The 23,939-nt window shown below is 67.3% G+C and carries 20 protein-coding genes and 1 other RNA gene; 12 read left to right on the top strand and 9 right to left on the bottom strand.

What is annotated here, in order from left to right; genetic code table 11:
* Window positions 1-13: 13 nt before the first annotated feature.
* Both SMN802W_RS0107165 and SMN802W_RS0107160 read right to left on the bottom strand, forming a co-directional pair.
* Window positions 14-1,354 (bottom strand): sensor histidine kinase, encoded by a 1,341-nt coding sequence (locus SMN802W_RS0107165; protein ID WP_026325861.1) that lies wholly within the window; start codon window positions 1,352-1,354, stop codon window positions 14-16.
* Window positions 1,344-2,714: a sigma-54-dependent transcriptional regulator gene (locus SMN802W_RS0107160; RefSeq protein ID WP_026325860.1), complete on the bottom strand. Its 1,371-nt coding sequence runs from the start codon at window positions 2,712-2,714 to the stop codon at window positions 1,344-1,346. The genes SMN802W_RS0107165 and SMN802W_RS0107160 overlap by 11 nt, the downstream gene beginning before the upstream one ends.
* A 203-nt stretch (window positions 2,715-2,917) precedes the next feature.
* Here SMN802W_RS0107160 and SMN802W_RS0107155 point away from each other — a divergent pair, with 203 nt between their 5' ends.
* The 5 genes from SMN802W_RS0107155 to SMN802W_RS0107135 all read left to right on the top strand — a co-directional run bounded on the left by SMN802W_RS0107155 (window position 2,918) and on the right by SMN802W_RS0107135 (window position 9,032).
* Window positions 2,918-3,229 (top strand): UrcA family protein, encoded by a 312-nt coding sequence (locus tag SMN802W_RS0107155; RefSeq protein WP_019516221.1) that lies wholly within the window; start codon window positions 2,918-2,920, stop codon window positions 3,227-3,229.
* Window positions 3,230-3,298: 69 nt separating this feature from the next.
* On the top strand, window positions 3,299-4,594 hold the full coding sequence (locus SMN802W_RS0107150; RefSeq protein ID WP_238560131.1) for an efflux RND transporter periplasmic adaptor subunit: 1,296 nt from the start codon (window positions 3,299-3,301) through the stop codon (window positions 4,592-4,594).
* A gap of 11 nt (window positions 4,595-4,605) precedes the next feature.
* Window positions 4,606-5,286, top strand: a complete 681-nt coding sequence (locus SMN802W_RS0107145; protein ID WP_019516219.1) for an ABC transporter ATP-binding protein — start codon at window positions 4,606-4,608, stop codon at window positions 5,284-5,286.
* Window positions 5,287-5,296: 10 nt separating this feature from the next.
* The gene (locus SMN802W_RS0107140) at window positions 5,297-7,735 is read left to right on the top strand and encodes an FtsX-like permease family protein (RefSeq protein ID WP_019516218.1); all 2,439 of its coding nucleotides are present in this window, start codon (window positions 5,297-5,299) and stop codon (window positions 7,733-7,735) included.
* Window positions 7,728-9,032 (top strand): TolC family outer membrane protein, encoded by a 1,305-nt coding sequence (locus SMN802W_RS0107135; protein ID WP_037523589.1) that lies wholly within the window; start codon window positions 7,728-7,730, stop codon window positions 9,030-9,032. Before SMN802W_RS0107140 ends, SMN802W_RS0107135 begins: the two co-directional genes overlap by 8 nt.
* A gap of 67 nt (window positions 9,033-9,099) precedes the next feature.
* Here the strand turns inward: SMN802W_RS0107135 and SMN802W_RS0107130 are convergent, their stop codons facing one another.
* Together SMN802W_RS0107130 and SMN802W_RS0107120 are read right to left on the bottom strand one after the other, a co-directional pair.
* A complete protein-coding gene (locus tag SMN802W_RS0107130; RefSeq protein WP_202951013.1) occupies window positions 9,100-10,800 on the bottom strand; it encodes an FAD-dependent oxidoreductase in 1,701 nt (566 codons plus the stop codon).
* 194 nt (window positions 10,801-10,994) lie between these two features.
* Complete coding sequence (locus tag SMN802W_RS0107120; RefSeq protein ID WP_238560130.1) at window positions 10,995-11,288, bottom strand: hypothetical protein; 294 nt, start codon at window positions 11,286-11,288, stop codon at window positions 10,995-10,997.
* Window positions 11,289-11,389: 101 nt separating this feature from the next.
* Here SMN802W_RS0107120 and SMN802W_RS0107115 point away from each other — a divergent pair, with 101 nt between their 5' ends.
* The 5 genes from SMN802W_RS0107115 (at window position 11,390) to SMN802W_RS0107095 (ending at window position 15,274) form a co-directional block, all read left to right on the top strand.
* Window positions 11,390-11,980, top strand: coding sequence for a hypothetical protein (locus SMN802W_RS0107115; protein ID WP_162140004.1), 591 nt, complete (start codon window positions 11,390-11,392; stop codon window positions 11,978-11,980).
* 103 nt (window positions 11,981-12,083) lie between these two features.
* Window positions 12,084-12,965 (top strand): 3'-5' exonuclease, encoded by an 882-nt coding sequence (locus SMN802W_RS0107110; protein ID WP_083925641.1) that lies wholly within the window; start codon window positions 12,084-12,086, stop codon window positions 12,963-12,965.
* 32 nt (window positions 12,966-12,997) lie between these two features.
* Window positions 12,998-13,990, top strand: coding sequence for a hypothetical protein (locus tag SMN802W_RS17880; RefSeq protein WP_019516211.1), 993 nt, complete (start codon window positions 12,998-13,000; stop codon window positions 13,988-13,990).
* The gene (locus SMN802W_RS16605) at window positions 13,932-14,630 is read left to right on the top strand and encodes a hypothetical protein (RefSeq protein WP_019516210.1); all 699 of its coding nucleotides are present in this window, start codon (window positions 13,932-13,934) and stop codon (window positions 14,628-14,630) included. Before SMN802W_RS17880 ends, SMN802W_RS16605 begins: the two co-directional genes overlap by 59 nt.
* Window positions 14,627-15,274, top strand: a complete 648-nt coding sequence (locus SMN802W_RS0107095; RefSeq protein ID WP_019516209.1) for a hypothetical protein — start codon at window positions 14,627-14,629, stop codon at window positions 15,272-15,274. Before SMN802W_RS16605 ends, SMN802W_RS0107095 begins: the two co-directional genes overlap by 4 nt.
* A 553-nt stretch (window positions 15,275-15,827) precedes the next feature.
* Here the strand turns inward: SMN802W_RS0107095 and ligA are convergent.
* Complete coding sequence (gene ligA / locus SMN802W_RS0107090) at window positions 15,828-17,978, bottom strand: NAD-dependent DNA ligase LigA (RefSeq protein WP_019516208.1); 2,151 nt, start codon at window positions 17,976-17,978, stop codon at window positions 15,828-15,830.
* Between the two features lie 69 nt (window positions 17,979-18,047).
* Complete coding sequence (locus tag SMN802W_RS0107085) at window positions 18,048-18,479, bottom strand: Rrf2 family transcriptional regulator (RefSeq protein WP_019516207.1); 432 nt, start codon at window positions 18,477-18,479, stop codon at window positions 18,048-18,050.
* Window positions 18,480-18,568: 89 nt separating this feature from the next.
* Between SMN802W_RS0107085 and ssrA the strand changes: the two genes are divergently transcribed.
* Window positions 18,569-18,938, top strand: a transfer-messenger RNA (tmRNA) gene (gene ssrA / locus SMN802W_RS17875).
* Window positions 18,939-19,315: 377 nt separating this feature from the next.
* On the opposite strand, the gene SMN802W_RS0107080 is transcribed toward ssrA, so the two are convergent.
* Window positions 19,316-20,668 (bottom strand): dihydrolipoyl dehydrogenase, encoded by a 1,353-nt coding sequence (locus SMN802W_RS0107080; RefSeq protein WP_026325858.1) that lies wholly within the window; start codon window positions 20,666-20,668, stop codon window positions 19,316-19,318.
* Window positions 20,669-20,824: 156 nt separating this feature from the next.
* Here SMN802W_RS0107080 and SMN802W_RS0107075 point away from each other — a divergent pair, with 156 nt between their 5' ends.
* On the top strand, window positions 20,825-21,088 hold the full coding sequence (locus SMN802W_RS0107075; protein WP_019516205.1) for a hypothetical protein: 264 nt from the start codon (window positions 20,825-20,827) through the stop codon (window positions 21,086-21,088).
* A gap of 68 nt (window positions 21,089-21,156) precedes the next feature.
* On the opposite strand, the gene SMN802W_RS0107070 is transcribed toward SMN802W_RS0107075, so the two are convergent.
* Together SMN802W_RS0107070 and SMN802W_RS0107065 are read right to left on the bottom strand one after the other, a co-directional pair.
* Entirely contained in the window at window positions 21,157-22,050 is an 894-nt protein-coding gene (locus tag SMN802W_RS0107070) for an SDR family oxidoreductase (RefSeq protein WP_019516204.1), read from the bottom strand.
* A gap of 46 nt (window positions 22,051-22,096) precedes the next feature.
* The gene (locus SMN802W_RS0107065; RefSeq protein WP_037523537.1) at window positions 22,097-23,923 is read right to left on the bottom strand and encodes a glycoside hydrolase family 15 protein; all 1,827 of its coding nucleotides are present in this window, start codon (window positions 23,921-23,923) and stop codon (window positions 22,097-22,099) included.
* Between the last annotated feature and the right edge of the window lie 16 nt (window positions 23,924-23,939).

The following is a 23,939-nucleotide window of genomic DNA, read 5'->3' as shown; positions in this document are numbered from 1 at the left end:
CCACTTCTAGGTCTTATGACCCGCACGTGGGCAGAAGCATTTCGATTTTGCTTGATGAGCCCTCTGCAATGGCGATCTGCCCTCCATGGAGAAGGACGATCTGGCGCGCGAAGCTCAGCCCGATGCCCGTGCCGCTCCGCTTGGTGGTGAAGAAGGGAAGAAACACGTCCTCGCGCAATTGGGGCGCGATGCCCGTGCCGGTATCGGCAACCGCGATCCCGACCCCTCGGCTCACGATGTCGGCGGCGGTGACGCTGATCGATCCGCCTGCACCCGTGGCTTCCGCAGCGTTCTTCAGCAGGTTGACCATCACCTGCGTCAGCAGCGCGGCGTCGCCGTCGATGGCGGGCAGGCCTGAGGGTAGTGACAGGTCGATGTCGACCGAGGCGGCGAGCGGTGACGCGCGGAACAGGCGCAGCACGTCCTCTAGCCAGAGGGCCGTCGCGATCCTCTCGCGCTTCAACACCGGGGTCTCGCTGAACCCCTTGTAGCTTTCCACGAAGCGCTCGAGCTCGGCCGCGCGGCGCGCGAGCGCGGCGGTGGCGAGCTGCGCGTCGGCCACTCCGGGGGCCAGTCCGGGAGCCAACACTGACATCATCCGATCGGCGGTCGCGGCTAGCGAGACGACTGGCGTCAGCGAATTCATGATCTCGTGCGTCAACACGCGGACGAGGTCGACCTGCGCCGCCAGTTCGGCACGATCGAGTTCGGGCTGGATTATCCTGACCGCGACGATGCGGCGCGCGCGGTTCGCGACGTTGACCAACGTGGCATCGAGCGACACGCGCTGTGGAATACCGCCGCTCACCAACCGCGACAGGCGGCTCGTGCCCGGCGCTACGGCGGCGAGATCGGCGGCAAATACCGGGTCGCGCGCGCGAAGCGTGGACATGCCGATTTCTCCGGCGCGACCCAGCAGTTCGCGCGCGGCCTTGTTGTTGAGCGTGACTTGATCGTCGGGGCCGAGCACCAGCAGCGGCACCGGGGAACTGTCCGACACCGCCTGCGCGAACAGGGTGGACGCCGCGCCCGCGCTCCGCTCGTCCCGCAGCCGCGCGAGTGCGCGCTCGTACGCGGCGCCGGCCTCGTCGAAATGCGATCCGCGGGTCGGCCGCAGGAACGACTGGGTCAGGTCGCCGCGTTCCAGCGCGGTCACGAAACGGGCGAGGTCCGCGTTGCCTTGATCAACTGCCGACCACAGCCAGGCGAACGCCGCCACGACGCACAGCACGGCTAGCAGCGTCATCGTCGGCGCGCGTCCCCACGCCGCCAATACTGCCGTCGCGAGCGTGACGGCGAACAGCGTCACCGTACGCCCCGCCAACTGGGCGGCGAAGCGTCGCCTAAAGGCCATGTTTCTCCATCCGTCGATACAGCGCCCCGCGCGATAGCCCCAGTTCGGCCGCCGCGGTCGATATGTTGAAGGCGTGTTTCTTCAGCGCCTGCTCGATCAGCTGGCGCTCCGCCCGGTCGAGATTGAAGTCGCCGCCCGCGACCGCGGGGGCTGCACCGGACGCGATCGGATCGGGCGCGCCTACGCTCGGCGACGAGGACAGCGGGAAGTCGGCGATCGAGAATTTCTCGCCCTCGGCCAGGATCACCGCGCGCTCGGCCGCGTGACGCAGCGCGCGGACGTTTCCCTGCCACTCGTGCCCGCTCAGCGCGGCGAGCACGTTGCCCGGCAGGTGCCGCTCCGGTTTGCCGTAGCGCGCCGCATATTCGGACAGAAAGGTCGTGAGCAGAAGCGGGATATCCTCCGCGCGGTCACGCAGTGGGGGCAGCACGATCTCGACCGTGTTGAGCCGGAACAGCAGGTCGGGTCGGAACCGTTCCGTGTCGGACAGGTCGGCGTTGGTCGCCGACACGACGCGCACGTCGATCGGGACCGACCGGTTGGCACCGACCGGCGTCACCCGTCGCTGCTCCAGCGCGGTCAGCAGCCTGGGCTGGAGGTGCAGCGGCAGGTTGCCGATCTCGTCGAGGAACAGCGTGCCGCCGTTCGCTGCCTGCAGGCGTCCGACCCGGTCGCTGCGCGCGTCGGTGAACGCGCCCTTGACGTGCCCGAACAGCTCGGAATCGAACAAGGTCTCGGACACCGCGCCCAGGTCGACGGTGACGAGTTCGGCGTCGGCGCGCTGCGACAGGCGGTGGATCTCGCGCGCGACCAGTTCCTTGCCGGTCCCGTTCTCGCCCAGGATCAGGATGTTGGCGTCGGTCGGCGCCGCCTTCTCGATCAACGATTGCACGCGCGCCATCGCGGGCGAGGTGCCGAGCAGCGAGGACCCACCCGCCGCGACCGGTGGGGACGCACCGGTTCGCCGCGACACGCTGATGGAGGCGGCGTTCCGCACGGTGGCGAGCAGCCGGTCGTTGTTCCACGGTTTCGACACGAAGTCGGTTGCGCCCTGCTTCATCGCGGCGACCGCCACCGCGACGCTGCCGTGCGCGGTGATCATCACCACGGCGGCGGCGGGGTCGACCGCCTGCATCTCGCCCAGCCAGTGAAATCCTTCCACGCCGTTGGTCGCCCCTCGCGCATAGTTCGCGTCGAGCAGCACGGCGTCGGCGGCGCGCGTGCGCATGGTGGCGATCGCGTCAGCCGGATCAACGCAGGTCGCGACCTCGGCGAACAACGGAGCGAGCAGCAGCCGCGCGGAAAGCAGGATGTCGGCGTCGTCGTCGACGACGATGCACAGGCTGAACGGGTGGGACATGGGCGCAGGGTTCATCATGGCCGCCGATCAATCAAGATGCATGCCATTGTTCGATCACGGACAGTTCGCGTCCGATGGCGGACACCAGCGCTCGCCGAAGGTGACGCCGGTTTGCCAAAACGCGCTGAAAAGCAGGGCTTCGCGGATTTGGCACGCCGGTTGCTGGGTGAACGGGTTCAACGTCCAACACGAAGGATCGTCCCATGATCTCGTTCCGCAACCGCGTCGTCTTCTCCACGCTCAGCATCGTCGCCACCGCCGGGCTGGTGTCCTTCTCCAGCCCCGCCGCCGCGTCGGATGTCGCTGTGCGGCAGACGTCGATCGCCACTGCCGACCTCAACCTGCGCAACCCCGCAGGTCAGGCGACGTTCGAGCGTCGCGCCGCGGCGGCCGCCCGCACCGTCTGCGCCGAGCAAGCGCCGTTCCAGACCTCCTCTGAGGCTAATTGCCGCCGCAACGCGGTGCTGCAGGCGCGCGCCGCCGTCGGCCTGGTCGATGACCGCACCAGCAACTGATCGGCGCGGCCGGTGTCCGGAAACGGACACCGGCCGTCCACATCCGGACACCAGCACGGACCATCGGCCTTGACCATCTCAACACCTGCGGCGGCGACGAGCGGCGCCAACATGGACCGGCGTGTCGAGCGTCGCGCACGCCTCGATCCGCGCGGCAAGCGCATCCTCCTGGGCATCGCGCTTCTGCTCGCCGCCGCGGCCTTGTGGTGGTGGCTGCCGTCGTCGAACTCGACCAATGTCGCGGTCGCCGATGTCGAAACCGGCAGCGTCACGCGCGCGCCGTTCGACGACGTCGTGCCGGTGCGCGCGACCGTCGCACCCAACGTGTCGACCTTCGTCGGCGTGATCTCGGGCGGGCAGGTCGAGCGGCTGCTGGTTCAGGACGGCGCTGCGGTGGTCGCGGGTCAGCCGCTGGCGGTTCTCGCCAACCCGCAGCTGAAGCTCGACATCCTGACGCGCGAGGCGGCGATCGCGAGCCAGCTGGGCGCGGTATCGGGCGAGGACCTGAGCCTGGAGCGCGGCTCGCGCGACCGCGACACGCAGGTGGCGAGCGCCGACTACGACCTGATCAAGGCGCGCCGCGACCTGCAGATACGTCAGCAGCTCCACGATCAGGGCTTCGTCTCCGACGCCGGACTGAAGAGCTACCAGGAAGAAACGACCTATCAGCAGAAGCGCGCGGCGCAGCTGCACGCGGCCGAGGGCGCGGAACAGGGCATCTCGCGGTTGCAGGCCGGGCGTCTGGCAGAAACGCGCGCGCGGCTGACCAGCAACCTCGCGGCGGTGCGCGACAGCCTGGACGCGCTGACGCTGCGCGCGCCCGCAACCGGGCGATTGACCAACTTCACCATTCAGCCCGGGCAGGCGCTGAAGCCGGGCGATCCGGCCGGCCAGGTCGACAGCGAAGGATCGTGGAAACTCGTCGCCGACGTCGACCAGTATTTCCTCGGCCGCGTCGCGATCGGCCAGCAGGCGAGCGCGCAGGGCGAGAACGGGCGCGGGCTGAAGCTGGTGGTCACCAAGGTGCTGCCCGCGGTGACGGACGGCCGCTTCCGCGTCGAACTCGGCTTTCGCGGTGCAGCGCCCGCCGGTCTCAACCGGGGACAGGCGCTGGACGTGCGGATCACGCTCGGCGCCGCGCGGCCGGCGATCGTCGCCCCGCTCGGCGGCTGGCTCGACAGCGACGGTGGCGCGGCCGCCTACGTCCTCGACGCGGGCGGCACCCACGCGGTGCGTCGCCCGGTCAAGGTCGGCCGCCGCAATGCCGAGCAGGTCGAGATCCTGTCCGGGCTCGCCCCCGGCGAGCGGATCGTCACCTCCGACACGAGCGGCTTCAACAAGTCCGCTTCCATCAACCTGAAATGAAAGCCTCCGCCATGATCACGCTCCAAGGCATTCAGCGCCGCTACGTCTCCGACGAGGTGGAGACGACCGCGCTCGCCGACATCAACCTGGAGGTCGCCGCGGGCGAGTTCGTCGCCATCATGGGACCATCCGGGTGCGGCAAGTCGACCCTGCTCAACACGCTGGGGACGGTCGACCGCCCGACCGGCGGGCGTTACCTGTTCGACGGTCGCGACCTGGCGGCGGAGGACGAGAAGACGCTGGCGCAGTTCCGCGCGCGCACGCTCGGCTTCGTGTTCCAGAGCTTCAACCTGATCGACGAGCTGACGATCGCGGAGAACGTCGAGCTGGGGCTCGTCTACCGCAAGGACGCGGCGGGGGATCGTCGCGCCCGCGTCGAGGCGGCGATGGACCGCGTCGGCATCTCGCACCGCGCGCGACACTATCCGCACCAATTGTCGGGCGGGCAGCAGCGGCGCGCCGCGATCGCGCGCGCGATCGTCGGCGATCCCAAGCTGATCCTCGCCGACGAGCCGACCGGCAACCTCGATACCGAGAACGGCGCGCAGGTGATGGGCATTCTGCAGAGCCTGAACGCGGCCGGCGCGACGATCGTGATGGTCACGCACAGCCCGTCGCACGCCGACATCGTCGGCCGTCGCATCGACATGCTCGACGGCCGCGTCGTCGCCTCCGTCGCGCGCCAGATCTGAGGAAGCGATCATGAACCGTTTCGCCCTTGTCAGTTTCTGGCGGTCGCTGACCCGCTACCGGCTCTACGCCGCGCTCAACATCGGCGGGCTGGCGCTCGGCATCGCCGTGTTCCTGGTGCTCGCGCTCTACGTCCGTTTCGAGACCAGCTTCGAGCGCTGGCTGCCCGGCTACCAGCAGCTCTACCTGCTTGAATCGAGGACCGGCGACACGCTGGAAAGCGTCCGCGGGCGACAGACGACGCCGATCGCCGCCTGGTCCGCGATCAGTGCCGATTTGCCCGGCACGATCGGTACCCGCATCGTCGGGCGCGCCGCCGCGGTGGTCAGGAACGGCGTCGGCGTCAGCGAGCGGGTCGGACTGGTCGACCCGGCCGCGTTCGACGTGCTGAAACTCCACGCGGTCGACGGCGCGTTGCCGACCCCGTTCCGTGATCCGAGTTCGGTTGTCATCACGCAGCGCACCGCCGCCAAGTATTTCGGATCGTCGTCGCCGATCGGGGCGACGCTGCCGGTCACGATCGGCATCGAGCGGCATGCCTTTCGCGTCGTTGCGGTGATCGACGACCTGCCGGCCAACACCGCGCTGGATTTCGACCTGCTCGCGCCGCTCGTGCTGCCGACCGACCGCTCGAACCCGGCCAATGCCGAGTATTTCCAGTGGAACTACGGCGGTCCGATGACGCTCGTCCGATTGCCCGACGCTGCCGCCGCGCAGCGGTTCGACGCGGCGCTGAAGGGCGTAACCGATCGGCACGTCACCAACGAGACCCCGGACAGCGACGATTTCACGCTGTCGTTGTGGGTGAAGCCGTTCGCCGACACGCGGTTCGAGGCGCCGGGTGCGACGCTGATGGTCGCCACGCTCGGCATCATCGGGCTCCTCACGCTCGTCATCGCGCTGGTGAACTACGTCAATCTGGCGACAGCGCGTGCCGGACTACGCGCGCGCGAGGTGGCAATGCGCAAGGTGCTGGGCGGCGACCGCGGCACCTTGATGCGGCATTTCCTGGGCGAGGCGGTCGCCACGGCGCTGATCGCCGCCGTGCTTGGCCTCGGGCTCGCCGAACTGGGCGTGCCGCTCATCAACGCCGCGACGGGATTGACGCTGTCGATCAGCTATCTCGGCTGGAACGGCGTGTTGCTGCCGCTCGTCGCGCTCGCGCTGGTGGTCGGCATCCTCGCGGGTCTCTACCCGGCGGTAATCCTGGCGCGCGTGCCCGCGGCCGCGGTGCTGGCCGCCGCGCGGTCGCCCGGCGGCGGAAAGGCGGGCTCCCGCATCCGCGAGGGGCTGGTTGTGTTCCAGTTCGCAATCACGATCGCGCTGATCATCGGCACGATGGTGCTCGCCGCGCAGACGCGGCACGTCCGCGACACCGACGTCGGCTACGATCGGGAGCAACTGCTCCTCGTGCGGTCGTTCGGCAGCGACGCGCTGGTGGCGGCACAGCGTGAAAGCCTGCTTCACCGCTTCACCGCGCTGCCCGGCGTGCGCGCGGTCAGCGCCGGCGAGGCGGTGCCCGGTCGCGGCCTGTTCACCTCGACCACCGATTTCGCGCTTCCCGGTGTGCCCGGCAGCGGCGTCTCGGCCGAGCGATACCACGTCATGCCCGGCTATTTCGACGTGCTCGGCGCGCGGCTGATCGCGGGGCGACTGTTCGATCCGTCGCGCCCGGCGGACGTCGATCCCGCCTCGTTGGTCAAGGATGCGTCGGTCGACAACCGTGTCGCAGCGATCGTGATCAATCGCAGCGCGGTGCGTGCTTTTCACTTCGCCTCGCCGCAGGCCGCGGTCGGCAAGACGATCGGTGGTGACCGGCCGCGCACGATCATCGGCGTGATTGAGGATATGCGCATCGCCTCCCCGCGCGAGGCGATCTCCCCGACCGTCTACCTGTTCCAGCTTAAGCCGCTCGAATCGGGTGTGGCGATGGTGCGCTTCGACGGCGATGCCAAGGCGATGCTGGATGCGGCGCGAACCGCCTGGCGCGCGGAGGCGCCGGCGGTGCCGTTCGACGCGCGCACGGTGATCCAGTCGCTCGACCGGCTCTACAAATCGGACGACCAGATGGCCAATCTGTTCGGCATCGGCTCCGTCCTGGCGGTGTTGATCGGCTGCGTCGGGCTGTGGGGGCTGGCATCCTTCTCCACCTCGCGCCGGGTGCGCGAGATCGGCGTGCGCAAGACGCTCGGCGCGTCGTCGGCGGACGTGGTCAAGCTGCTCGTCGGACAGTTCCTGAAACCGGTGCTGATCGCCAACCTGTTCGCCTGGCCGCTCGCCTGGTTCGCGATGCGAAGCTGGCTGGCGGGGTTCGACGACCGGATCGCGCTGTCGCCGCTGTTCTTCGTCGCCGCGACGCTGCTGGCGACGGGCGTGGCGCTCGCAACCGTGATCAGCCAGTCGATCCGCGCCGCGCGTGCCACCCCCGCCTGGGCGCTGCGCCATGACTAAGGCATGGTTGTTGCTCGCCGCCGCGCTCGCCGGCGCGGCTCCGGCGGGTGCGGAAACGCTCGGCGAGGCGGTGCGCAAGACGATCGCGGGCAACCCGACGCTGGCAGCGGCGCAGGCGCGGCAGGACGCGCTGGCCGAGACTCCCGAACAGGCGCGGTCACTCGGTCGCCTCACCGCCGAAGCAGACGCGGGCGCGGGGTACGATCGCTTCGATTACGGTCGCGGCGGCGTCGGCTCGGCCTCGGCGACGCTGCCGATCTGGACGGGCGGACGGGTCGCGAGTGCGCTGCGCGCGACCAGCGCCGACGTCGCCGCGGGCGGCGAAAGCGTGCGCGGTACGCTTGCCACGGTCCTGTTCGACGTCGTCGCGGCCTACGCCGACCTGTTGCTGCAACAACAGGCGCTGGCGATCGCCGAAGCGCAGATCAAGCTGCTGGACGATCAGGTCGCGGAGTCGAACGCGCGCTTCACGCTCGGCACCGGCACGCTGACCGACGTCGCGCGGCTGACCGCGCAGCGCGACGCGGCCAAGTCGACGCGCGCGTCGGCCGAGGCGGCGCGCGAGGCGGCAGCGGCGCGCTACCGCGCTGTTGTCGGCAACGACGCGGGCGTGCTCGCCGCGCCATCGTCCGACCTCCAGCACCTCCCGAACACCCGCGACGAGGCGCGAGGGGCAGCCAGCGCGCAGAATCCGCTCGTTCGGCAGGCGGTCGCTGCCCGCGACGCCGCCGCCGCGCGGATCGACGTGGCGCGCGCGAACAGTGCACCGAGTGTCGATCTCACCGGCACATACGGCTACGGCGTCGGCAATCGCAGCGGCTTGGACGGTGGCTACAATCGCGCCGCCGCAATCGGCCTGTCGCTGCGCGTGCCCTTGTTAACGGGCGGGCTGGTCGCGTCTCAGGTCCGGCAGGCACGCGCGAGCGCGCGTGCCGCCGCCTTCGACGTGGAGGCAGCGGGTCGCGATGCGACGCGCGCGGCCGACACCGCTTGGGCGAACCTGGCCGCCGCGCGCGCTCGCGTCACTGCGGACACATCAGCCGTGACTGCCGCTGAGAAGGCGCTGGCCGGCATCAAGGCGGAATATGGCTACGGGCTGCGCACCACGCTCGACATCGTCATCGCCGACCAGAGCCTGCGCGGCGCCCAGCTGTCGCTGGCGGCGAGCCGAAGCGACCTGATGGTGTACGAGGCGTCGCTGCTCGCGGCGGTAGGCGCGCTTGATCAGAGCGCCTTCGCCGAGGGGGGACACGTCGCCGCGTCTGCGAGGGCGCTGGTCAGTGCCGCGCAGCCCTAAGTCTAAGCGCTGCATACGGACGGGGCATAGGATTGACGCACCAGCTCGGAGCCACGTGGATGAACCATCATGTCGGCGTACCAAGCGGATCAAAAAGGCGCGCGATCAACCGGATCAAATCTGCTCGGTCGACGATCGAACCTGCCCAGGCAACCACGCCATCGGGGCGAATGAGCAAGGCCTCTGCAATGGCTCTGTGGCCTTGGGGAGAGACACAATAGTCAAGCTGGGAAGATGCACGCCCGACCTCGGCTAGCGGGTCGGACGGATCGAAGTCGATCAGGACAGGCCGGCCGCGACGCAGCGCCTCGTTTAGTCTTCGTCCATCCGCGAGCGGCATTTCAGGCGCGCTGCGGCCCAGCAGAGGATGAGCCGCACCTGGCAGCTCGCATCGCAGGCCGGCGCCCCAGACTCGGCCGGCGAAGAACGTGGCTCCGTCTCGGGTCTCCATCAGGTCGTGAACCACGGCTCGCAATGCTGCAGTACCGGGATCGGGTCTGAGCAGCGCCACCTGTGCCCGTGACCATTCAAGCACCTGGTTTGCGATGGGGCGTCGTTCCTGCTCGTAACTATCGAGCAGCGACCGCGGTGCACGGTCAGCGATCACCCCAGCGAGCTTCCAGCCGAGGTTCATCGCATCGCCGAGGCCCAGGTTGAGTCCCTGGCCGCCGAGGGGGGCATGAACATGTGCGGCATCGCCGGCGAGAAGCACACGGCCTTGGATATAACTGGCCGCGATGAACGCCCGGTCCGTCCACGTCGTGGCGAGATCCACCGCTTCGACCGTGACGTTGGTCTCCGACACTCGTCGCAGCACCGCTTGTACATGCTCGCGGGTCACCGGCAAGGTACGGTGGTTCACCCCGCCGTCGAAGTCGACCATGGTGACGGTGCCCGGCGGCGCATACGTGTACATGCCTGTGGCGGTATGCTGGCGACCGGGGCGAAGCTGGTTCGGCTCCTCAAGGCACAGCGTCATCGAATAGCCGGTAAATTCCGGCTCGGTGCCAGCGAAGCTGATCCCGACGCTTTTACGAACCGTGCTCCGCCCGCCATCGCATCCAACCAACCAGCCGGCTTGGTGCGTTGTGCCGCCGGCATGGACCTCAACGCCGTCCGCCGTTTCTGCGACGCCATCGACGCTGCAGCCGTAGCGGATCACGACGCCAAGCTCGCTTGCACGCGTAAGTAGCACGTGCTCGATGTCCGCCATTGTGACTGCGAGCGTTTCGACCGCAGCGCCGCAGCGCCACGGCCACGCGTCCTGGTCCACCATGTCGTGAAGGAATTGCAAACCGGCGAAATGACCGGCCGGACGCCGCGCGCCCGCAGTCCAAGGTGCGGCGGCTAGTGTATCAGCCAAAGCCATGCGGGCCTTGAGCGGCGTTAACAGATCCCGCCGATCCAAGCTCTCCATGGTCGGCAGGTTCAGCCCGCGAAGACCAAAGGGTAACCTCTTCAGCGCGGACGCCGATGCCTCGCTGCGCTCGAGCACCAGCACGCGGCAACCGGCAAGCCCGAGCTCACATGCGAGAAAGAGGCCAACGGGCCCGGCGCCGGCGATGATGACGTCGTATGTGGACTTGTGATCGAGTGGCATGGTGAAGGCTCCTTCAGTCGATTGTTCGACCGGAGCGTTCCCCTTCCAGGCACCCTCGCGGACGAACGGCTTAGCGCCGTGTTGGCGCCGCTGTTCGTCGAGGGGATCCTGGCCAAGGCCAAAGACCAGAGCTTCCGTTACCGAAAGGGCTTGGGCTGACCACGCCAAGCCTGCCTTTTCCGACCATGCCGACCTAGCTGATCGCGATCCGCATTGGAAGAGCGTCGCGACTAGTCAGCAAGTCGCCGGGTGAAGATTCTCGTCGATACTAGCTGAACAAACGTCTGCTTGTGGGAAGCGACTGCGAGCGCGATTATGGCCGCTTGTGGGTCATTGCTCACGTGAGCAGCGGGTCCGCCTCTTCATGTAGCAAGGATTGCAGCCATGAGGTCGTTCATCGAGCGCTGTTGCTCGAGTGTCCAAGCAATTTCAAGCGTAGCTTGGATGCGGTGAGGCGACATGATTGGAGCTGCAAAGTCTCTGAACTTGCGCTCGATCTCCTCATCCGAGACGTTGATGCGAGGATTCTGTGTCGTTCCATATTCCTGGCAGAGCCGCCGACCGTCGCGCATGTGGATGGTGATGCGGTTCGCGAGTGACGGCATCTGCGCGGTGAGTTCCGAATCTTCGGCGACTACGATTTTGTCGATGATCATGATCACGTCGCGATCGGCGAAGTCCGCCGCATCATACGTCGCGCGTGTGATGGTACCATCGCGCCATCTGTCGCGTGGCTCTGGTGGCGACTGAGACCGCGATGCGCTTCCAGCGCGAAGCGGTGGCGCATGAGCCTATGGCATGGCTGCTCGCGCCGAGGCGCGTGTTCGACGGCGCCGCTGCGATCGACGCCTGTCTGGCCCGTGACGCCTGCGTGCGTGGCGTGATCCTGCATGGGCTCGGATTAGAGCTCGATGCGGACGGTGCGACCATCGACGCGTTGATCGCGGACGACGAAGACGACGAGCGTCATGCGCAGAAGTTCGGTCTCGTGAATGGGCCCGGGCATCCCCCGCGGAAGGGGAGGAATGGTCGGCGACCCGCAGGCCGAGCCAGGCTCAAGCTCTACACCGCCACGATCGTCGACACGCGCGACAATCGGATGCGCCAGTACTTTCACGCGAGTATGGCGCGGGACGAAGCGGAGGTGCGGACGCGGCTCGCCGGAAGGTTCGGTCCGGACGTCGCCGACATCGCGGACATCCGTCCGGGCATCCACGTGTCCGCTCCCGCGGTGATGGCGCTCGTGCCGCAGGCCGTGGTCGAGATGATCCAGAAGGTCGAGCGGGACGGCGCCACGCCGCACGCCCGCACCTTCGCCGTCGACATCGAGCTCGGCATCCAGGCCTGATTTATCCGGGACGGTCGCGCGATCGAAGCGCTTTCGGCGGAACGTCAGCCTCCCGCCCGCCCTCCCATACGGTTGGCTGCTTCAAGGGAGAACAAGCGTGAACATGCAAGCTGAGTTCGTCCGCGGAGATGTGGACGGAGAAGGGGACGTGCGCGTTCTCCGACCCCTTCGCCTCAGCGAAGGGGCCACCGGAAAGGGGGTCGGCCGCGGCCTGCATGTCGGCGTGGCGATCGATGTCGAGACCACCGGCCTGGATGCGGAGACGGGCAAGGTCATCGAACTCGCACTCCGCAGGTTCCGGTACGACGCGGATGGCGTCATCACGGATATCGACGTGGCGTTCGAGTGGCGGGAGGACCCGTGCGAGCGGCTCGATCCGGCGATAACAGCGCTCACCGGACTGACGGACGCCGATCTGGCCGGCTGCGCTATCGACGAGGTTAAGGCGACGAAGCTGCTTCGCTCCGCGAGCTTCGTGGTGGCGCACAACAGCGCCTTCGATCGGCGCTGGGTTGAGAAGCGCTTACCGGGCGCGGCCGGGCTGAACTGGTGCTGCTCGATGCGGCAGATCGATTGGCGTGCCCGTCGGTTCGATGGTCGCGTGCTAGGCTATCTGCTGCTGCAGTATGGCTTCTATCATGCCGGTCATCGCGCGTCGGCGGACGTCGATGCGCTCATCCAGATGCTTCGTCATGAGGATGTCGCCGGAAGGACCGCCCTGTCGGAGATGATCGAGACCGGCTCGAAGCCGACCTGGATCGTCCGCGCAATCGGCGCGCACTTCGACCTCAAGGACCAGCTGCGCGCGCGCGGCTACCGCTGGGATGCCTCTGCGGGACGCAAGGTGTGGTGGCGCGAGGTTGCCGACGACCAGCTCGCCGCCGAGGGGTCGTGGCTGGCCGCCAACGTCTACGCGCTGGACGCTCAACCTCAGAAGATCTGTCCCGAGATCATCCGCGTGACGCCCCGGACGCGCTTCCTCTGATCACGCTCGTTCCCAGTTTAGGAGAAACCGACATGTCTAAGAAGACTGCGCCCAACGATCGCAATTCCAAATCGAAGTCGGTAGCCGTCGTCGCGCAACCCCTCACTCCCACGTTGGAGAAGCAGCTTTCACCCGTCCTCGGCTCGGAGTTCTCTGTCGAAAAGCTGTCTGGACGCGGCGGCCAGGTGACTCGCGAGGCCGGCGTCACCCGTATCGTGGGCAGGGATTATGCGACCTCGTTGGAAACGGTATCCGCCGCTGAGATCTACTTCGTTAACGGGAGCAAGCCTCGTGAGGAAGGACCTTGGCTTGGAGAGGCCGACAAGGTCAGCTGGATCGATCCCGCGACCGGCTACGAGTGCATCGTGATGCGCGACGATCGTGGTGGCTTCCTCAGTGGGTTCGTCGGGGTTCCCGAAGGCCATCCGCTGTTCGGCTGGGCCCACGACGCCATCCCGGTCGGATTCGGCATTCAGGTTCATGGCGGCCTGAGCTACTCACGCATCTGCCAGGACGGTCCATCGCCGCTTCGCAGCCTCGTCGACGAGGCGAGGCGCGTCTGTCATGTCGTTGTCGAACGGGAGCCGGTACGGAACGCGACCGAGCATCGGGCCGGGGAGGGGCACTGGTGGTTCGGCTTCGACTGCAACCACCTCTACGACCTCGTGCCCAAGAACCCTCGTGATCGCGACCGCTTCATGGGACCGGAGACCAGCGCCGAATATCGTGACGATGCGTACGTCGTGCGGGAGGTGCTCAACCTCGCGATGCAGCTGAACGCCATCGCGACGGGCAAGCCCGTCCCCCGCGGACGGGGCCGCCGCTGCCGCCCGTCGGCCTTGATCCCCAGCGGGGTGGACGGTGAGAACTCGCGACAGGCATCTGCCCGGGGATCTTCCGTGGGGATGGTGGCTTCGCGCGCGCGATGGCGGGTTCGAGGACGAGAACGGTCGTACCTGGAAGACCGTGCAGGACGCCTTCTGGCAGGGACAACTCGGCTTCTGTCCCGTCCACTTTGCCCGTGAGCAGCACGAGCTGATGCTGCGCGTCATGTCGGCGATCGAAGGTCGGCGGGTTATCGATAGCGAGGACCGTCATGACTTGTTCGACGGCGACATGGTGTTCTGGCGTTTTTACCAGTGTTGGCTGGCGTCCATCGGAATGCTCGAGATGCGGAGGCTCGACCCGAACATGCAGACCCCCTTGAGCGCCATGCTCAGTCCGGAGGGGATCTCGGTTCTCATGATGCTGCGCGCCACGCGTGATCCGGCTTGGGAGGACTTGCCGATGGCGGATGTCATCGATGCCGTGAAGGCGGCGGACGCAGGCGAGAACGGCGCGCGAGAGCAGGCGCTCCGTTCATTCGAGCGCAGCGTCGGCCTCCGTCGGCACGTTTTCGCGAGGGAGCGGATCGCCCGATCGCATGCCCTTACCCTGACGGGGCTCACGGTCGGCAGCGGCGCCAGAATGCCAACCCGGCGAGTGACGTGGTCGATGTCGTTCACCGACGGCTCCACTCGCGACCATCTTTTCGCATGGCTCGCCGTCAGGATCGCACGCTGGGATGATTGGGGTGAACTTGCCTTCAGCATGGGCGCCGATGCTCTGACCAGGCACCTCATGGGCATGATCGTTGCCTCGCAGGCGGAGGGCACGTTCAGGTGAGCCTTTCCGATCCGCACCTGAGCGTTCGCGAGATCGCAGGCAAGCGCGCCCGCGAAGAGGCACGCATGCTCGATCGCCTCATCGAGACCATGCGGCTCGCTTCCTTCAGGTCGTACCTGTCGGCCACGGTCAGGTCGATGTCGGCTCCAGTGCCGGATGTGCTTGCCTTCGCCGGATCCAACGTCGTCGAAGCGATGCAGCATCTGCGTCCCGGGCATCAGTGGCCGGCGGTGACGAAGCGAAGGTCAACTCATCTGCAGAACGCCATGGCGGTGACTGCCGCTAAGGCTCGAAAGGTCTGTCCTTGGCGTCCCGAGCCGCTGATCGCCGATACCGTCGTTTCCGATTGGGAGAACGGTCCCTTCGTCGAGGCGAAGGTCTACGGCTCTTCGTTGGAGGTGAAGGTCCGGACGGAGGACTTCGTCTTCTTCACCCATGACGGAACCGGGTCCGTGATGCTTGAGCAATCACTGCCAGATACGGTTGTGACGGCCTGCGTGGGACACCGTGTCTCGGACGTCATCGACCATGCCTTGCTGGGTGGGCGTGAGTGGGTGATTGCGGAAGCCGCGCAGGTCGGCGGCGGATCGTCGCTCGCCTTTGATGTCGGCCGCTCGCCTGTCAGCACGCCTTGGAGATCATGAAGCGGCGCGGGGTGGGGAGAACACGATAACCAAGCGGGTAAACCAACGCTCCTAATTTACCTACCGGGTTGGTTGGCTACGCCCGGGGTCGTCGAGTAATCGGCGGCCCGTTTTTTGAAACGCGAGGACCGCCAGCCCCGGTTACACGGATCCGCGACCTGTTCGATCTGCAAACATGAGCAGCTTGGCGTGTGAATCGATAAAACAATTTACGGCCAGACCAAATCCAAACCCGAGTGCGAGGATTTCCAGTCTCGCGCGTGGCCTCCTAGCCATTGGTTTGCACCTTTCAAGTTGCACTTATTTCCATCTGACACGAACCGGATGGACATCGGCTCCCCGCTTCGTAAGCTCCCACGCCCCGGCAAGCGAGGTGCGTGACGGCTATGGGGTGGCGCCTAAACCATTATGGACGTTTTCTGTAGTCTCACGGGAACCACGCCTGCACGATCACCAACATTCCGAGAGGTTGTGGGAAGCACGGCCGTTTAGCCTTCTCAACCGCTGCGGGCTCCGAATTACGCTAAATCATTAACCTTGTAATGGGCCGAAGCTAAGTTGTCCGAGGGGCGGCAGCGGCGACGATCGCCTGCCAGCCTGCCTCGTCAACCACGCGGATGCCCAGATCGGCGGCCTTCTTCGCCTTCGATCCCGCGCCGGGTCCTGCGACCACCAGGTCGGTCTTCGCCGATACCGACCCGGCGACGCGCGCGCCAAGCTTCTCCGCCTGCGCCTTTGCCTCGTCGCGCGACATCGTCTCCAGCGTGCCGGTGAACACGACCGTCTTGCCGTTCACCTCCGACGCGCGCGTCTCGACCATGAAGGGTGGCGGCGCGACCTCGCCGAGCAGATCGTCCCATACCGCGCGATTGTGCGGTTCATGGAAGAAATCGGCCAGCGCATGGCCGACTGCGGCGCCGACGTTCTCCACCCCGATCAGCGCGGCGATCGCCTTGTCGACGCGGGCGGCGTGGCGCTGCTCGGTTTCGCCGACCACGGCGGGGCTGGAGTCGCGCAGCGCGATTGCCTCGTCCGCCAATGCCGCGACCGCTGACAGGGTAACGTAGTGCTTCAACAGGTCGCGCGCGGTGATGATGCCGGTATGGCGGATGCCAAGCCCGAACAGCAGCCGCGCGGCGTCGGGCGCACGGCGTGCTTCAATTGCGGCGAGCAGCGCATCGACCGACTTCGTCTGCCAGCCGTCGCGTTTTGTCAGCTCGTCGCGGTGCTGGTGCAGGCGGAAGATGTCGGCGGGCTCGGCGATCCAGCCGAGCTCGATCAACTCGACCAACGTCTTCTCGCCCAGACCGTCGATGTCGAGCGCGCCGCGGCTGACGAAATGCTTCAGCCGCTCCAGCCGCTGCGCCGGGCAGATGAGGCCGCCGGTGCAGCGCACGTGGACCTCGCCTTCCTCCGCCACCGCCTCGCTGCCGCAGATCGGGCAATGGGTGGGGAACGGCCAGGGTGCGCGCGTGTCGTCACGCGACAGGTTCTCGACGATCTGCGGGATCACGTCGCCGGCGCGCTGCAGCACGACGCGGTCGCCGGGATGGACGCCCAGCCGCGCGATCTCGTCGGCGTTGTGGAGCGTTGCGTTGGTAACGACGACGCCGCCGACTGTGACAGGTTCCAGCCGTGCGACCGGGGTCAGCTTGCCGGTGCGACCGACCTGGATGTCGATCGCGTTCAAGGTCGTCTGCGCGCGCTCGGCCGGGAACTTGTGCGCGATCGCCCAGCGCGGCGCACGCCCGACGCTGCCCAGCCGGTCCTGCCAGTCGAGCCGATCGAGCTTGTAGACGACCCCGTCGATGTCGAACGGCAGATCGGCGCGCTCCGCCTCGATCGCGCGGTAGACCGACAGCGCCGCCTCGGTCGTGTCAACCCGCGCGAAGGCGGCGGCGATCGGGAAGCTCCAGCCACGCAGGGTTGCCACGAGGTCGGCCTGCGTGGTGGCGGGGAGGGCGCTTGCCTCGCCCCAGCCGTGTGCGAGGAACCGCAACGGGCGCGTGGCGGTGACGGCGGCATCCTTCTGCCGGAGCGAGCCCGCGGCGGCGTTGCGCGGGTTGGCGAACTGCCGCGCCTCCTTGCCCGTGGCCTCCGCCTCGGCGCGCAGGCGCGTGTTGAGTGCGGCGAACGCGGCTTTCTCCATATAGACCTCGCCGCGCACCTCGAACACGTCGGGCGCGTCGGCGGGTAACGTCTGCGGGATGTCGGCGATCGTCGCGACGTTGGCGGTCACGTCCTCGCCGACCGCGCCGTCGCCCCGAGTCAGCGCCTGCACCAGCCGGCGGTTCTCGTAGCGTAGCGAGCATGACAGGCCGTCGATCTTCGGCTCGGCGGTGAGCGCGACGGGCTCGTCGTCGGCAAGGCGCAGGAAGCGACGCACGCGCGCGACGAACTCGGCCACGTCCTCGGCCGAGAAGGCATTGTCGAGGCTCATCATCGGACGCGCATGGGCGACCTTGGCGAGGTGCCCTGCAGGTGCTGCGCCGACCTGCCGGCTGGGCGTGTCGGCCCGGACGAGGGCGGGGAAGGCGGTCTCGATCGCGCGATTGCGGCGCACCAGCGCGTCGTAATCTGCGTCGCTGATCTCGGGCGCGTCTTCGGTGTGGTAGAGCGCATTGTGACGCGCGATCTCACCGGCCAGCCGTTCAAGCTCGGCGGCGGCATCATGCTCGGTCGTGGGCAGCGCAGGCTCGGTCATGCGTGCCGGGTTAAGCGGGGCGGCGGTGAGCGTCCAGTCGGGTTCGTGCCGCCGTGGCGACGGTCCGCCTCAGGCGGCGGCAAGCTTGTCCGCAGTCGCGTCCGCCAGGCTGGTGCCGTCGAGGATGCGCGCGGTCTCGTCGCGCACGCGCATCATCGCGGCGCGGATTTCGCAGTCGATCTCGCTCTTGCAATCCTTGCATGGGCGATAGGCGGTGCGGCTGACGCAGGGAACGAGCGCCAGCGGCCCCTCGATCACGCGGATGATCTCGCCGAGCGAGATCAGATGCGCCGGTCGCGACAGCACGTATCCGCCCATCTTGCCGCGATAGCTGTGTAGTAGTCGCGCGTCGCGCAGGTCGGCGAGGATCAGCTCCAGGAACTTGCGCGGGACGGTCGCCTCCGCGGCGATGCGCGTCATCGGGATCGGCGGCGAGCCGGCCGGCGCGCGCGCGAGGAACAGCATCGAACGAAGGGCGTAGCGCGAACGCTGGGTGAGCATATCCCACTATATCCACGGACAATGTGGCATGCACGTGGCGTTTGGCAAAAGAAGGCGGCGAAAACCGCCGCGCAGCGACCCGCACTTACGGGCTTTCACAACCACGAACGTCTGCCTATATCAGGCGTGCCGGGTTCTACCCGGATATGGCGATAAAGTGCGGCGTAGAATAGACGCAGCGGACCCGGGGGCGGTACCCGGCGGCTCCACCACCTGTGCCGCAACGTCGACACGCGTGAAGCGTGCCGACCGAGCGGCTCAGCTGACGGGGCCGAACTAGGATCGACGTGTGTTGAAAGGCGCTGTTTTCGCTCGGAATGGGACCACCGCAACGGCCCATTACACAAGTGCCAACGATAACGAAGCACTCGCGATTGCGGCGTAACTGAGGGCCTCACGGCCTGACGTTACACCAAAATAGCGCGGTTCGGACCCCACCGGGCAACAGAAGGGGAAACCAGCGGTTCGGAGGGCACCGGGCAACAGAAGCCCCTCCACCTTTGCCGATGTGCGATGGCGCGAGTGCGTGACGGTGACGCGCCCCATTCAATTGGCGGCACTTGCCAAGGGGGCGTCATGCCGGGGTCAGGGTGTGTCTACCTGTGATCGATCTTGTGCGGCGTTCGTGATCGCGCCTTTAGCTGGAGCATCATTGCAGATGCGGCGCGCGGGGTGTGCAGACCGAACCTTCTGCCGCTGACCGATGATCGTACAACAAGCCTAGCGAGGTGCAGGCGGTGATGGCTGCACAGAACCGTTGTGCCTTGTGCGACAAGACGCTTCCAACCGTCAACGCTCGCTCGCGCGACGCAGAGACTCAAGCCCCGCCTGTCGCGTCAGTCCTTGATCCCGGCGAGATCACGCGCCGCGCTTTGCAGCAATTCCTCGATCGTCGGATGATACCACGGCTGGTCGGCGAAGGTCGCGACATCGATGCCACGATCGATTCCAAGCGCGACGAGGTGGCCGAGGTGCTCGCCCTCCGGCGCGACGATGCTGGCGCCGATCAGCAGGCCATCGGCGTCACCGTACAACCTGACGACGCCCTCGTCATGGCCATCGGCCGTGGCGCGACCATTGTCGCTGACCTTCGCGCATCCGATCCGCGCGTCGTCGGGCAGGTCGGGGAAGTCGGTGCCGACCTGAACGATGTTGGGCTCGGTGAACGCCATGGCGAGCGATGGCAGCACGCGCCGTGGCTCACCCCCGGCGGCGACGTCACCCGCGATCTGGCCGCCACGCGCGGCCTCGTGCAGCACCGGGCGCCACGCATTCGCGTCGCCCGCGATGAAGATGCGGCTGTCCCCGCATCGCCTGCTCGCATGATCGAACAGCGGCGTGCCGTGATCGTCGAGCTCAAGCCCGGTGCGATCCAGGTCGAGCGTGTCGAGCGCCGGCTTGCGCCCCGTCGCGGCGAGGATCAGATCAACCTCGGCGCTGCCGCCGTCCCACATCAGCCTCGCGCCGTCACCCGCCGGTTCTGCCTTTGCCTCCACGCCGAGATGCAGGTCGATCTCGCCACCCAAAGCGGCGATGGCTGCCTCGTTGGCGACCGGATCGGTCAGCGCGCCGAGCTTGTCCGATGGATCGAACAGGCTGACCGAGACGCCAAGCCGCGCGAACGCCTGCGCGAGCTCGAGCCCGAGCGGGCCTGCGCCCAGCACCGCCATCCGCTTCGGCAATGTGTCGAGCTCGAAGATCGTCTCATGCGTGTGAACGAGGTCGCGTACCGCATCCAGGCTGTCGGGCACGATCGGGTTCGCGCCGGTCGCGATGACGATGCCATGGCGTGCGACGATCCGGCTGTCACCCACGCGTACGGCGTCGTCGTCGTCGAACCGCGCGGTGCCATGCACGACCTGCGTGTCAGGAATGGCATGATATTCCTCCAGCACCGATGCGACGAACCGATCGCGTTCCTGATGCACACGCGCCCACATCGCTGCCGCATCGATCTCGATCTTGCCTGTCGTGACGCCGAAGCGTTCGGCACCGCGTGCCTGATGCGCCACGCGCGCGGCAGCGAGCAGCAGCTTGGACGGCATGCAGCCGACGCGCGTGCAGGTCGATCCGCCCGGTCCGGCTTCGATGATGACGGTGTCGGCACCGCGTGCCGTTGCCGCTTTATATGCCTTCAACCCGGCGGTGCCCGCGCCGATGACGATCACGTCGCAAATCCTGTCGGCCACTCATCGTCTCCCACGGACGGCGTGTCCGACTGTATCATGCATCAAGATTTCGGCGGCGTGGCGGTTCCGGCAGTCGAACAAATAGCGTTTGGATCACGCCCCCGCTCGATGCGTTCGCTGGGCTGGTGACGGGGTCGAAGTAGATGGGTGCAAAGCATGGCGGACAGTGACGATTATGCGCGCGGTCGCCGCGATGGCCTGCGGCTCGCGCTTGCGACGCTGGCGGCGGAGGAAGAAAAATGGGCTGCGCTGTTGGGTGAGAGTGCGTCGTGGCGCACCAACGCGACGCGTGAGGTGCGTCACAAGACGCTGCAGGTGGCGCAGAAGCGCGTGCAGACGGTGCTCAACCGCCTGATGCCTCGGCAGGAGAAAGCGGTGAGCGAAGAGGTCGCGGCCGCGCTCTCTCGCCTCGGTCTGTAACAAGCCACTTCCGACTTGTCGCAAGCCACGACAGCCCGCCACGCGCGCGACGGGCCATCGATGGGTCGTCAGGCGATTCCTGCGCCGCCGGTCACGCCATATACCTCACCGTTGATGTAGCTCGCTTCCTGGCTCGCGAGCAGGACGTAGACAGGCGCGATCTCGACCGGCTGGCCAGGTCGGCCGTAGGCGGTCTTTTCACCGAAGTGCATCACCGCTTCCGGCGGCTGCCCGCCCGATGATTGCAGCGGGGTCCAGAACGGTCCGGGTGCCACCACGTTGGCGCGGATGCCCTTTTCGAGCAGCTGCGCCGCCAGCGCCTTGGTATAGGCGACGATGCCTGCCTTGGTCGTCGCATAGTCGAGCAGCGTTGCCGACGGATCGTACGCCTGGACCGACGCGGTGGTGATGATCGCGGCACCCGCCGGCAGATGTGGTACCGCTGCCTGCGTGATCCAGTGCATCGCGTAGAGGTTGGTCTTCATCGTCTCGTCGAAGTCCTTCGACGACACCTCGAACAGGTTTTCGCGGCTCTGCTGGTGCCCGGCGTTGATGACGAGCAGGTCCAGACCGCCGAGCTTGTCGACCGCCTTAACGACCAGGTCGCGGCACCAATCCTCGTTCGTGATGTCACCCGGCAGCGCGACCGCGGTGCGGCCCTCCGCTTCGATCAGCTTGATGACCTCAGCCGCGTCAGCTTCTTCGGCGGGCAGGTAGGAGATCGCGACGTCGGCACCTTCGCGCGCGAAGGCAATCGCGGCGGCGCGGCCGATCCCGCTGTCGGCACCGGTGACCAGCGCTTTGCGGCCGGTCAGCTTGCCCGCGCCCTTGTAGCTGGTCTCGCCGTGGTCGGGCACCGGGTCCATCTTGCGCGCTTCGCCCGGCACGGGCTGCGGCTGGCGCGGGAAGGGCGGCTTTGGATATTGCGCGCGCGGGTCCTGCATCGTCAGGCGGTCGGTCATGGGTTACTCCGGTAGAGGGGAGGTGTGCGAACGCGCGAGCGCACGTTCAGTCGCAATCGTCGGCCTCGTTGAGCGTGGCGATCGCCATGACATGCGCCAGATGGCTCAGCCCCTGCGGCAGATTTCCCAGAAACGCGCCGCTCGCAGGGTCGATCATCTCCGACAGGACGCCGTTGCCGTGCGACAGCGCGGCGGTCAGCCGGTCGAGCCGCGCGCGCGCCTCGTCGCGGAAGCCCAGATCGGCCCACGCCTCGACCATCCAGAACGAACAGGCGAGGAAACAACCCTCCTCCGCGTCCATGCCGGTGTAGCGGTAATGGAACGGACCTGCTCCCAGATCGCGGTCGATCGCTTCCAGCGTCAGCTTCAATCGCTCGCGTCCGTCGAAGCCGAAGCGGACCGCCAGTGCCAGCGACGCGTCAAGCTTGTCGCTGCCCGGATACATGACGAACGCCTGCCGGTCCTCCGACCAGCATTCGTCCTCGATCCAGCGCGCCACGCGGTCGCGCTCGCGCATCCAGCGTTCGCGGCATGTGGTCGGCAACTGCCCCTGGTCGGCAAGCTCGACCGCGCGGGCGAGCGCCTGCCAGCAACTAATCTTGGACATGGTGTAATGCTGCTCGTCCTGCAGCTCCCACATGCCCGCATCGGGCGTGCGCCAGCGATCGGCACATTCGTCCGCCAGGTGCGCCAACAGCTCCGCGCTCGCGCTGTCGAGGATGTTGCCGCAGGACACGAAACACGCCGCGGTCTCGAAAATGTCGCCGTAGACGCCATGCTGCTGCTGGTCGGTCGCAAGGTTACCGGTGACGACCGGCTGCGACGCGCGATACCCCGGCATCGACCATTCCGATACGTCCGGCACCGCACCACCGCCGAGCGTGTAGCAGACGCGCGTCCCTGTCTCTCGCAGCTGGTCGAGCAACCAGGTGAACGCGGCCTTCGCCTCCGCTGCGGCGCCCGCCGCCAGGAACGCCTTGATCGTATAACCCGCATCGCGGATCCAGGCGTAGCGATAATCCCAGTTCTTCTTGCCTCCGATCCATTCGGGCACCGAAGTCGTCGCCGCCGCCGCGATCGCGCCCGACGGCGAATAAAGCAGCAGCTTCAAGGCAAGCGCGCTGCGCAGGAAGGCGGCGCGGTCGCCGTCCGGGCAGGTGAGACGCGCGCACCAGTCGCGCCATTCCTGATCCGACACGTCGATCCGCTCGTCGATCTGGCGGATGTCGGGTGCGACCAGCGGCTCGTCGCGCCCAGCGACGATCGCAACCGTGCAACGCTCACCCGGCCCGACGGTGAGCGTACCGGTGATGCCCTCATCCGCCCAGTCGCAGCTGACCGCGTCGTCGTGGACGAACAGGCCGAGCACGCGCTCGACGTGGAAGACGGTGTGCTTGCCGATCGTCGAATGATATGGATTGACCGTGTCGCCGCGCCGTCCGGGTCGCATGACGAGGTCGAAGCTGACCTGCCCCCCGAGGCCCTCCACCCGCCGCGCAAGCTCCGCCCATGGCAATCGTCCCGCGGTGCCGCTGTTCATCGATTCGGTCAGCCGCGCACGGCCCGAGGCGGTGGTGAACACCGTCTCCAGCACGTTGCTGTCGACGCGGTATGCCCGCTCGACCGTGAACGGCTCGTTTGGTTGCAGCACGAAGCGTCCGCCGTTCTCCGCGTCCAGCAGGCGATCGAACAGCGGCGGCGAATCCATGTTGGGCACGCACCACCAGTCGATCGAGCCGTCACTGCCCGACAAGGCGACCGATCGTCCGTCACCCAGCGCGCCGTAGCATTCGAGCGGCAGATAGCCGTCGATGCGCGCGTTCGGATCGACCGCGGCCTGCGCGCGCGACAGCAAATGGGTCAGAACGCTCACCGCGCGATCTTCGTAA

The sequence above is a fragment of the Sphingomonas sp. Mn802worker genome, assembly GCF_000382485.1.
GTDB lineage: Bacteria > Pseudomonadota > Alphaproteobacteria > Sphingomonadales > Sphingomonadaceae > Sphingomonas.
The sequence above is the reverse complement of the archived record's forward strand: the minus strand, read 5'-3'. Positions and strand labels throughout refer to the sequence as shown.

What these genes read in the sequence shown, in the direction of transcription:
- SMN802W_RS0107070 (WP_019516204.1), bottom strand. Translation starts at nt 22,050, where the DNA reads ATGACCGACCGCCTGACGATGCAGGACCCGCGCGCGCAATATCCAAAG.
- SMN802W_RS17880 (WP_019516211.1), top strand. Translation starts at nt 12,998, where the DNA reads ATGTCTAAGAAGACTGCGCCCAACGATCGCAATTCCAAATCGAAGTCG.
- SMN802W_RS0107085 (WP_019516207.1), bottom strand. Translation starts at nt 18,479, where the DNA reads ATGCTCACCCAGCGTTCGCGCTACGCCCTTCGTTCGATGCTGTTCCTC.
- SMN802W_RS0107110 (WP_083925641.1), top strand. Translation starts at nt 12,084, where the DNA reads ATGCAAGCTGAGTTCGTCCGCGGAGATGTGGACGGAGAAGGGGACGTG.
- SMN802W_RS0107140 (WP_019516218.1), top strand. Translation starts at nt 5,297, where the DNA reads ATGAACCGTTTCGCCCTTGTCAGTTTCTGGCGGTCGCTGACCCGCTAC.
- SMN802W_RS0107075 (WP_019516205.1), top strand. Translation starts at nt 20,825, where the DNA reads ATGGCGGACAGTGACGATTATGCGCGCGGTCGCCGCGATGGCCTGCGG.
- SMN802W_RS0107120 (WP_238560130.1), bottom strand. Translation starts at nt 11,288, where the DNA reads ATGATCATCGACAAAATCGTAGTCGCCGAAGATTCGGAACTCACCGCG.
- SMN802W_RS0107165 (WP_026325861.1), bottom strand. Translation starts at nt 1,354, where the DNA reads ATGGCCTTTAGGCGACGCTTCGCCGCCCAGTTGGCGGGGCGTACGGTG.
- SMN802W_RS0107135 (WP_037523589.1), top strand. Translation starts at nt 7,728, where the DNA reads ATGACTAAGGCATGGTTGTTGCTCGCCGCCGCGCTCGCCGGCGCGGCT.
- ligA (WP_019516208.1), bottom strand. Translation starts at nt 17,978, where the DNA reads ATGACCGAGCCTGCGCTGCCCACGACCGAGCATGATGCCGCCGCCGAG.
- SMN802W_RS0107155 (WP_019516221.1), top strand. Translation starts at nt 2,918, where the DNA reads ATGATCTCGTTCCGCAACCGCGTCGTCTTCTCCACGCTCAGCATCGTC.
- SMN802W_RS0107160 (WP_026325860.1), bottom strand. Translation starts at nt 2,714, where the DNA reads ATGTCCCACCCGTTCAGCCTGTGCATCGTCGTCGACGACGACGCCGAC.
- SMN802W_RS0107145 (WP_019516219.1), top strand. Translation starts at nt 4,606, where the DNA reads ATGATCACGCTCCAAGGCATTCAGCGCCGCTACGTCTCCGACGAGGTG.
- SMN802W_RS0107115 (WP_162140004.1), top strand. Translation starts at nt 11,390, where the DNA reads ATGCGCTTCCAGCGCGAAGCGGTGGCGCATGAGCCTATGGCATGGCTG.